The sequence below is a fragment of the Saccharomonospora iraqiensis subsp. paurometabolica YIM 90007 genome (genome assembly GCF_000231035.2).
Taxonomy (GTDB): domain Bacteria; phylum Actinomycetota; class Actinomycetes; order Mycobacteriales; family Pseudonocardiaceae; genus Saccharomonospora; species Saccharomonospora paurometabolica.
The window spans coordinates 95,672-103,727 of record NZ_KI912232.1 but is presented as its reverse complement, the minus strand read 5'-3'; the positions used below and the strand labels follow the sequence as shown (position 1 = coordinate 103,727).

The following is an 8,056-nucleotide window of genomic DNA, read 5'->3' as shown; positions in this document are numbered from 1 at the left end:
CGCCGGGGGAACGCGGCGGCCACGGCCTCGTCCAGGCTCAGCGACAGGCCGGGTTCCTGCTCCACCTGTTCGAGGGTGCGGGCGCGGGCGAGGGTGAACGGGCCGACCGTGGTCCGGCGCAGCGCCCCGAGGTGCCCGCCGACACCGAGCGCGTCGCCGAGGTCCCGGGCCAGCGCGCGCACGTACGTGCCGGAGGAGCAGTCGATCATCGCGTCGAACTCCAGCCTGCCCTCCTCCCGCCGCACGGCCAGGACGTCGAACCGGTGCACGGTGACCGGCCGGGAGGGCAGGTCCACGTCCTCCCCGGCCCGGACCCGGGCGTAGGCGCGCCTGCCGTCGACCTTCACCGCGCTCACCGCGCTCGGCACCTGGTCGATCTCGCCGGTGAGCGCCGTCACCGCCGCGCGGACGGCGTCGTCGGAGACCGCGTCCACCGCCTGCGGGTCCGCCTCCGAGAGCACCTCACCCTCGGCGTCGTCGGTGGTGGTGGCGGAGCCGAGCACCACCGTGGCCAGATAGGTCTTGCGGTCCAGGGAGAGGTGGCCCAGCAGCTTGGTCGCCCGCTCGATCCCCAGGACGAGGACGCCGGTGGCCATCGGGTCGAGCGTGCCCGCGTGCCCGACCTTGCGGGTACCGAGCAGCCGCCGGGCCTTGGCGACCACGTCGTGCGACGTCATGCCGCTCGGCTTGTCGACGATCAACAGTCCGGGGGGTGGTGGGGAATCGCTTGCCACGCGCCGCACTGTAACCACCGGCCCCCGCCCCGGCCGGACCCGCCCGCCGGGTCGGTGGGTGCGACGGTGCCCCGAGTCACCATTCGGTTCCGCATTCACTATGTCTGCATGAGTGACTCCCGTCAGAGCTGGAACGACAGTCCCCCCCCCCGGTCCGGTCAACAGGCACACGGGGCAGCCGACCACGACCGAGGTGTTCGACCGCGCCACGCACCGTGTCGAGCGAGCCGCCACGTCGGCTGTCGCGGTGCTCGATCGGGCACGGGGCGAGCGGGCGGCCGAGCTGCGCTGACCGGGACCCCGGCGCCGCGGGTCAGGCCGCGGGGCCGTCGGCGGGGCGGAGGTCGAAGCGGTGCCTGCGCAGCCGCACCGGGACGTCCTCGCCGCGTTCCTGTGCCGCGAACACCGCCGCCCGGGCGCGCAGCCACCACACGGCCATCCGCCAGGACCCGAACGCGAGCACGGCGGGCATGGCCAGCAGCGCGATCCCGTAGCGCCCTCCGGTGAGCTCCAACAGGACGCCGATGAGCAGCGAGGTGACCGTCGTCGCCACGAAACCGCCCACGTTGACCACCCCGGTCGCGGTGCCGACCCGGGGCAGCGGGTTGTAGTCCCGCACCAGGCCGAACCCGATGGTGGACACCGGGCCGCCCAGGGACAGCACCGTGAAGGCGGGCACCAGCACCGCCACCGGGATGCGGCCGGGCCAGCCCAGCAGCACGCCCCAGGTCACCCCCACGGCCAGCAGGTAGGTGACCACCAGCGGCATGCGGACGCCCGGTCGGCGGCCGACGACGCCGCCGAGCAGCGGGCCGCCCGCCATCGCACCGACGACGAACACCATGAGCAGCGAACTCGCCGTGGTGGTGGCGTAACCCTGCCCCTCGACGAGGAACGGCACGCCCCACAGCAGCACCATCACGTTCTGCCCGAACGGCGCGGAGAAGTGCGTCCAGAACCCGAGCCGGGTCCCGGGCACGCGCAGCGCGGCCCGGAGCTGCTCGCCCACCTCGCGCACCGGCACCGTGCGCGACTCGGTGCGCCGCGCGTGCGGGGTGTCGTGCACGGCCGCCAGCAGCACGGCCACGAACGCCACGGTCACCAGCCCCGCGGTCAGGAACGTGGGGGTCCAGCCCGGGCCCGCCAGCAGCAGCGTCAGCGGCAGTGTCGCCGCGAGATTGCCGACGAACCCGAGCGCCCCGGTCAGCGCGGTGACGAGCATGTATTGCCGCTGCGGGAAGTGGTTCGCGGCCAGCCGCAGCACGGAGACGAAGGTGAGGGCGTCACCGACGCCCAGGATCCCGCGGGCGAGCAGGGCGGGCGGGTAGGACTGCGCCACGGCGAGCAGGATCTGCCCCAGCCCGAGCAGCAGCAGCGCCGCGGTGAGCACCCGGCGCGGGCCGAACCGGTCCACCAGCACCCCGGTCGGCACCTGCATCAGGGCGTAGACGCCGATCTGGAGCACGGTGAACGTCGCGAGCGCGGCGGAACCGACGCCGAACCGTTCCGCCGCGTCCAGCCCCGCCACCCCCAACGAGGTGCGGTGGAACACCGCGAGGACGTACACACCCGCGGCGATAAGCCAGATCAGCCACGAGCGGACGGGGGCGGCCGGGACGGGCCGGGACGGCACGGAGTTCCTCCAGGGGCGGGGCGACGGCGGACGGGCGGCACCGGGACACGACGGGGCCACGACACCGTCGCCCCATTTGGTTGTATCGCCTAAACATCCGCGGGACGTACCCGCGAGCCCGGTGTCGTTGCCCACACCGGGACACCGGTGTCGTCGCCGCTCAGGTGCGGACGGCGCCCTCCACCGCCCAGCGCCCGGAGCGCAGGCGGGACACCACGAACGCCAGGCGCAGCAGCATGAACAGCGTCAGGCCGGTCCAGATACCGCTCAGCCCCCACCCGACGGCCAGGGAGATCCAGATGAGCGGCAGATAGCCGAGCACGGCACTGCCGACCGTGGCGTTGCGGAGGAACGCGGCGTCCCCCGCCCCGAGCAGGACCCCGTCGAGGGCGAACACGACCCCGGCCACGGGTTGCAGGGCGACGAAGAACCACCACGCCTGCGGGATGGTGGCCAGCACCCCCGGGTCGGTGGTGAACGCCTTCGGCAGCACCTGCGACACGGCGGCGAAGGCCACCGCGAGCACGCAGCCCAGCCCCAGACCGTAGGCGGTGATCTGGTTGGCCACGCCCCTCGCCTGCCGGGAGTCCCGGGCGCCGAGCGCCGCCCCGATCAGCGACTGCGCGGCGATGGCGACCGAGTCCAGCACGAGCGAGAGGAACGTCCACAGCTGCCACACCACCTGGTGGGCGCCGACGGCCACGGTGGAGGTGCGGGCCGCCACGGCCGTGGCCGAGACGAAGCACGCCTGGAAGGCGAGGCTGCGCAGGACGAGGTCCCGGCCGAGGCGCAACTGCGCCCACATCACCGACGGCGCCGGACGCCCGAGGGCACGCTCGACGAGCAGCGCCCGGAAGAACAACCCGCCCGCGATCGTCTGCGCCACGACGTTCGCCACGGCGGAGCCCTCCAGCCCCATCCCCACCGGGTAGACGAGCACGGGGCAGAGCACGGCGGACAGCGCGTTGCCCGCGAGCACGAAACGCAACGGGCGCACGGCGTCCTGCACCCCGCGCATCCAGCCGTTGCCGGCCATCGTGACCAGGATCATCGGCACCCCGAACAGCGCGATCCGCAGCCACGACACGGTCTGCGCGGTGACGGTGTCGTCGCCGGACATCAGCCGGGCGACGGGTTCGGCCGCGAGCTGCCCCACCAGCAGGATGACCACCCCGACCGCCAGTGCCAGCCAGGTGGCCTGCATCCCCTCGTCCACGGCCTCGGCACGGCGTCCCGCGCCGTGCAGCCGCGCCGTCCGGGCGGTGGTGCCGTACGACAGGAACGTCAGCTGCGTCGACACCAGGGAGAGCAGGGTGCCGCCGAGCGCGAGCGCGGCCAACGGCAGTGCGCCGAGGTGCCCGACCACCGCGGTGTCCACCAGCACGTACAGCGGCTCGGCCGCCAGCACCCCCAGTGCGGGGACGGCGAGGCCGAACACCCGCCGGGCCGGGACCCGGCCCCCGGTCCCCGCCGCCGGCGGCGGATCCGTTCCGTCATCCGTGCCGGGCGTGTCCTCGCCGTGCCCCTCCGCCGTCTCGACCACGCGGACGAGCGTAACCGGCACGCCCGGGCCCGCCCGCGGCTCGGCTAGGCTGCCCTGCGATGCCCGAGTACGCGATCCTCATCCTGCCGTCGGCCAACCGCGTCTACACCGACACCTCGCCCCGACTGCTGCGGGCGGAACTCGCCGCGTTCGGCGACCGGGTGCTGACGACCACGGTCACCGGCACGGACACGCGCACGATCGGCGGTGTGGACTACGTCATCCTCGGCACCGGGGAACCACTGTCCGAGGAGGACGTCGCGTACCTGTCCAACCTGTCGTCGGCCTACGCACTGTTCGAGGTGCGCGGCGAGCTGCTGCGGCCGCTGACACTGGACCCGGTCGCCCTGTTCGACTCGGACCTGCTCACCATCCAGAAGTACACGGGCAAGACGAACGAGCTGTTCACCCGGCTCCTGGTGAACCTGACGATGCTGGCCACCGACCGGCCCGCCGACCTGCTGCGCGGCGCCCGGCCCGGCGACGGGCACCGGCCGCCGCACGTCCTCGACCCGCTTGCCGGGCGGGGCACGACCCTGAACCAGGCCATGATGTACGGGTTCGACGCCACCGGCGTGGAGACCGACGGCAAGGACTTCGAGGCCTACGAGCGGTTCCTGAAGACGTGGCTGCGCACCAAGCGGATCAAGCACAGTGCGGAGTCCGGGGCCCTGCGCCGGAACAAGGCGCGCCTCGGACAGCGGCTCGACGTCACCTACGGCGCGACGAAGGAGGCCTACCGCGCCGGGGACACCCGCCGGGTGACCTACTACAACACCGACACGCTGCGCACCGACGAACTGCTGCGGCCCGGTTCGGTGGACGCGATCGTCACCGATGCCCCGTACGGGGTGCGGCACGGCAGCAAGGCGCGGGACGAGAGCCTGTCCCGCAGCCCGCGCGAGCTGCTCGCCGCAGCCCTGCCGGTGTGGACCCGGGTGCTGCGCCGCGGCGGCGCGCTGGGCGTGTCGTACAACACCTACGTCCTCGACCGCGACGAGCTCACGACCCTGCTCACCGACGCGGGCCTGACCGTGGTCACCGACCCGGCCCACACCACCCTGGCCCACCGGGTCGACCAGTCCATCCTCCGCGACGTCCTCATCGCCCGAAACCCCGCGAGTTGACACTCCGTGTCCGCGAGTCGACACGCGAGGCCCGCGAGTTGACGTGCAGGGCCCGCGAGTTGACGCGCGGGGCCCGTGAGTCGACGTGCAAGACCCGCGAGTCGACGTGCCCGAGGCGTCGTTCGTCCGCTTCTCCTCGCCCCGGTGGGGGGAGGCCCCTACCCCGGAGCGTCAACCGACGGTTCTGCAACGTCAACTGACGGGCATGGGGTGTCAACTCGCGGGACTGGAGTGGGTGGTCAGTCCTCGTCTTGAGGGAGGCGGTAGGGGTCGGTCTCCCCCGCGGGGTGGGCGGTGGTCGCCCGGCGGGCGACCTCGGCGTCGGCCTCCTTCGCGCGGGCGAGCAGGTCGTCGATGTGCCGCGCCTCGCCGGGGAGGTTGTCCGCGACGAACGTCAGCGTCGGCGTGTAGCGCACGCCGGTGCCCTGCCCCACCTTCGTCCGCAGCACACCCCGTGCCGACTCCAGTGCCGCGGCGGCGCCGGCGAAGTCCGGCGGGGTGTCCAGATTCTCCCCCAGCACCGTGTAATACACGGTCGCGTCCCGCAGGTCCCCGGTGATCCGGGCATCGGTCACCGTGATGTTGCCCAGGCGTGGATCCTTGATGTCGTGTTCCAAGGCGGACGCCACGATCTGCGCGATCCGCTTGGCCAGTCTCCGTGCGCGTGCCCCGTCAGCCACGGCGCACCCCCTTCTTCTCAGTCACCAGCCTCGTCCTCCGGCCCCAACAACCGCCGGTGTGCCGACAGCAGTTCGAGGTCGGGGCGGTCGGCGACCCACCGTTCACAGGAGTCCAGCAGGTCCCGCACATGGGTGGCGTCGCCGGACACGGCCGCCACCCCGATCAACGCACGCCGGTGCAGGTCGTGGTGCCCGGCCTCGGCCACCGCCACCTCGTACCGTCGGCGCAGTTCGGCCAGGACCGGCCGCACCGCCGACCGCTTCTGCTTCAACGACTGCACGTCCCCGAGCAGCACGTCCAGTTCCAGCGCGCCGACGAACACGGTCCGGCCCCCGGTGGATCGGGACCGACCGGGCGGATGTCCGTACGGACCCCGTACCCGGCCGGTCGGTCGGATCACTCGCGCGGCTTCTCGCGCATCTCGTACGTCTCGACCTCGTCCCCGACCTTGATGTCGGAGAACCGGCCGAGAGTCATACCGCACTCGAACCCGTCGCGGACCTCGGTGACGTCGTCCTTGAACCGCCGGAGCGAGTTGACCGGCAGGTTCTCGGACACCACCACGTTGTCCCGGAGCACGCGCGCCTTGGCGTTGCGCCGGATGTGGCCGGAGGTGACCATGCACCCCGCGATCGTGCCGGCCTTGGAGGACTTGTACACCTCGCGGACCTCGGCCCGCCCGAGTTCGACCTCCTCGTACACCGGCTTGAGCATGCCCTTGAGGGCCTGCTCGATCTCCTCGATCGCCTGGTAGATCACCGTGTAGTACCGGACGTCGACGCCCTCGCGGCTCGCCCGCTCGGTCGCCTTGCCCTGTGCCCGCACGTTGAATCCGAGCACGATCGCGTCGGAGGCCGTGGCCAGGTCGATGTCGCTCTCCGTCACGCCACCGACACCGCGGTGGACGATCCGCAGGTCGACCTCGTCACCCACGTCGATCTGGTTCAGCGACGCCTCGAGCGCCTCGACGGTACCCGAGTTGTCACCCTTCACGATCAGGTTGAGGGTGTTGGTCTCCTTCAGTGCGGAGTCCAGGTCCTCCAGGCTGACGCGCTTGCGCTTGGCGGCGTTCTCCGCGTTGCGGATGCGGGCCTGGCGACGTTCGGCGATCTGCCGCGCCACCCGGTCCTCCTCCACGACGAGGAACGTGTCACCCGCCCTCGGCACCGAGGTGAACCCGATGACCTGCACCGGCCGCGACGGCGCCGCCTCGGTGACGTCGTGGTTGTGCTCGTCGACCATGCGGCGCACCCGCCCGTAGGCGTCCCCGGCGACCACCGAGTCACCCACGCGCAGCGTGCCCCGCTGCACCAGCACCGTCGCCACCGGACCGCGGCCGCGGTCGAGGTGCGCCTCGATCGCGACACCCTGGGCCTCCATCCGCGGGTTGGCCCGCAGGTCCAGCGCCGCGTCGGCGGTCAGCACGATCGCCTCCAGCAGCCCCTCGAGGTTCAGCCCGGGCTTGGCCGCGACGTCGACGAACATCGTGTCGCCGCCGTACTCCTCGGCCACCAGCCCGTACTCGGTGAGCTGCTGCCGCACCTTCGCCGGGTTCGCGCCCTCGACGTCGATCTTGTTGACCGCGACCACGATGGGCGCCTTCGCCGCCTGTGCGTGGTTCACCGCCTCGATCGTCTGTGGCATCACACCGTCGTCGGCCGCCACGACGATCACCGCGATGTCCGTCGCCTGCGCACCACGGGCACGCATGGCGGTGAACGCCTCGTGGCCCGGGGTGTCGATGAACGTGATCGTGCGGGGCTCGTCCTCGACCTCGGTCTCGACCTGATAGGCACCGATGTGCTGGGTGATGCCGCCGGCCTCGGCGTCGGCGACCTTCGTCTGCCGGATCGTGTCCAGCAGCTTGGTCTTGCCGTGGTCGACGTGACCCATCACGGTCACCACCGGGGGCCGGGCCCGCAGCTCGTCGTCGCTGCCGGTGTTCTCCCCGAAGGTGATGTCGAAGGCCTCGAGCAGCTCGCGGTCCTCCTCCTCGGGGCTGACCACCTGGACGTTGTAGTTCATCTCCGTGCCGAGCAGCTCGAGCACGTCCTCGGAGACGGACTGCGTCGCGGTGACCATCTCGCCGAGATGGAACAGCACCTGGACCAGGGAACCCGGATTCGCGTTGATCTTCTCCGCGAAATCCGTCAGCGAGGCGCCACGCGGAAGCCGGATGGTCTCGCCGCCGCCCTTGGGCAGGCGGACGCCACCGACCGACGGCGCCTGCATGTTCTCCATGTACTCCTGGCGCTTCTGCCGCTTCGACTTGCGGCCCTTGCGCGCGGGCCCACCGGGCCTGCCGAACGCACCCGCGGCACCGCCGCGACCGCCGGGG

Annotated in this window: 7 protein-coding genes; 1 reads left to right on the top strand and 6 read right to left on the bottom strand. The window is 72.3% G+C overall.

What is annotated here, in order from left to right; translation table 11 throughout:
• The 3 genes from truB to SACPADRAFT_RS0210965 form a co-directional block, all read right to left on the bottom strand.
• A partial coding sequence (gene truB / locus SACPADRAFT_RS26985; RefSeq protein WP_040924205.1) for a tRNA pseudouridine(55) synthase TruB occupies positions 1–677 on the bottom strand: 677 nt, incomplete at its 3' end.
• Between the two features lie 370 nt (positions 678–1,047).
• Positions 1,048–2,367: an MFS transporter gene (locus SACPADRAFT_RS0210970; RefSeq protein ID WP_007025588.1), complete on the bottom strand. Its 1,320-nt coding sequence runs from the start codon at positions 2,365–2,367 to the stop codon at positions 1,048–1,050.
• A 160-nt stretch (positions 2,368–2,527) separates the two neighbouring features.
• On the bottom strand, positions 2,528–3,805 hold the full coding sequence (locus SACPADRAFT_RS0210965; RefSeq protein ID WP_051442442.1) for an MATE family efflux transporter: 1,278 nt from the start codon (positions 3,803–3,805) through the stop codon (positions 2,528–2,530).
• 164 nt (positions 3,806–3,969) lie between these two features.
• Between SACPADRAFT_RS0210965 and SACPADRAFT_RS0210960 the strand changes: the two genes are divergently transcribed.
• Positions 3,970–5,037 carry a TRM11 family SAM-dependent methyltransferase gene (locus SACPADRAFT_RS0210960; protein ID WP_007025586.1) on the top strand — a complete coding sequence of 356 codons (1,068 nt, stop codon included), beginning with the start codon at positions 3,970–3,972 and terminating at the stop codon, positions 5,035–5,037.
• Between the two features lie 239 nt (positions 5,038–5,276).
• On the opposite strand, the gene rbfA is transcribed toward SACPADRAFT_RS0210960, so the two are convergent.
• From rbfA to infB, 3 genes are all read right to left on the bottom strand, one after another.
• Positions 5,277–5,717 carry a 30S ribosome-binding factor RbfA gene (gene rbfA, locus SACPADRAFT_RS0210955; RefSeq protein ID WP_007025585.1) on the bottom strand — a complete coding sequence of 147 codons (441 nt, stop codon included), beginning with the start codon at positions 5,715–5,717 and terminating at the stop codon, positions 5,277–5,279.
• Between the two features lie 17 nt (positions 5,718–5,734).
• Positions 5,735–6,040, bottom strand: coding sequence for a DUF503 domain-containing protein (locus SACPADRAFT_RS0210950; RefSeq protein ID WP_007025584.1), 306 nt, complete (start codon positions 6,038–6,040; stop codon positions 5,735–5,737).
• 74 nt (positions 6,041–6,114) lie between these two features.
• On the bottom strand, positions 6,115–8,056 hold a 1,942-nt coding region (gene infB / locus SACPADRAFT_RS0210945), incomplete at its 5' end, for a translation initiation factor IF-2 (protein ID WP_007025583.1).

Coding starts and splice junctions, on each gene's coding strand:
- SACPADRAFT_RS0210960 (WP_007025586.1), top strand. CDS start 3,970: ATGCCCGAGTACGCGATCCTCATCCTGCCGTCGGCCAACCGCGTCTAC.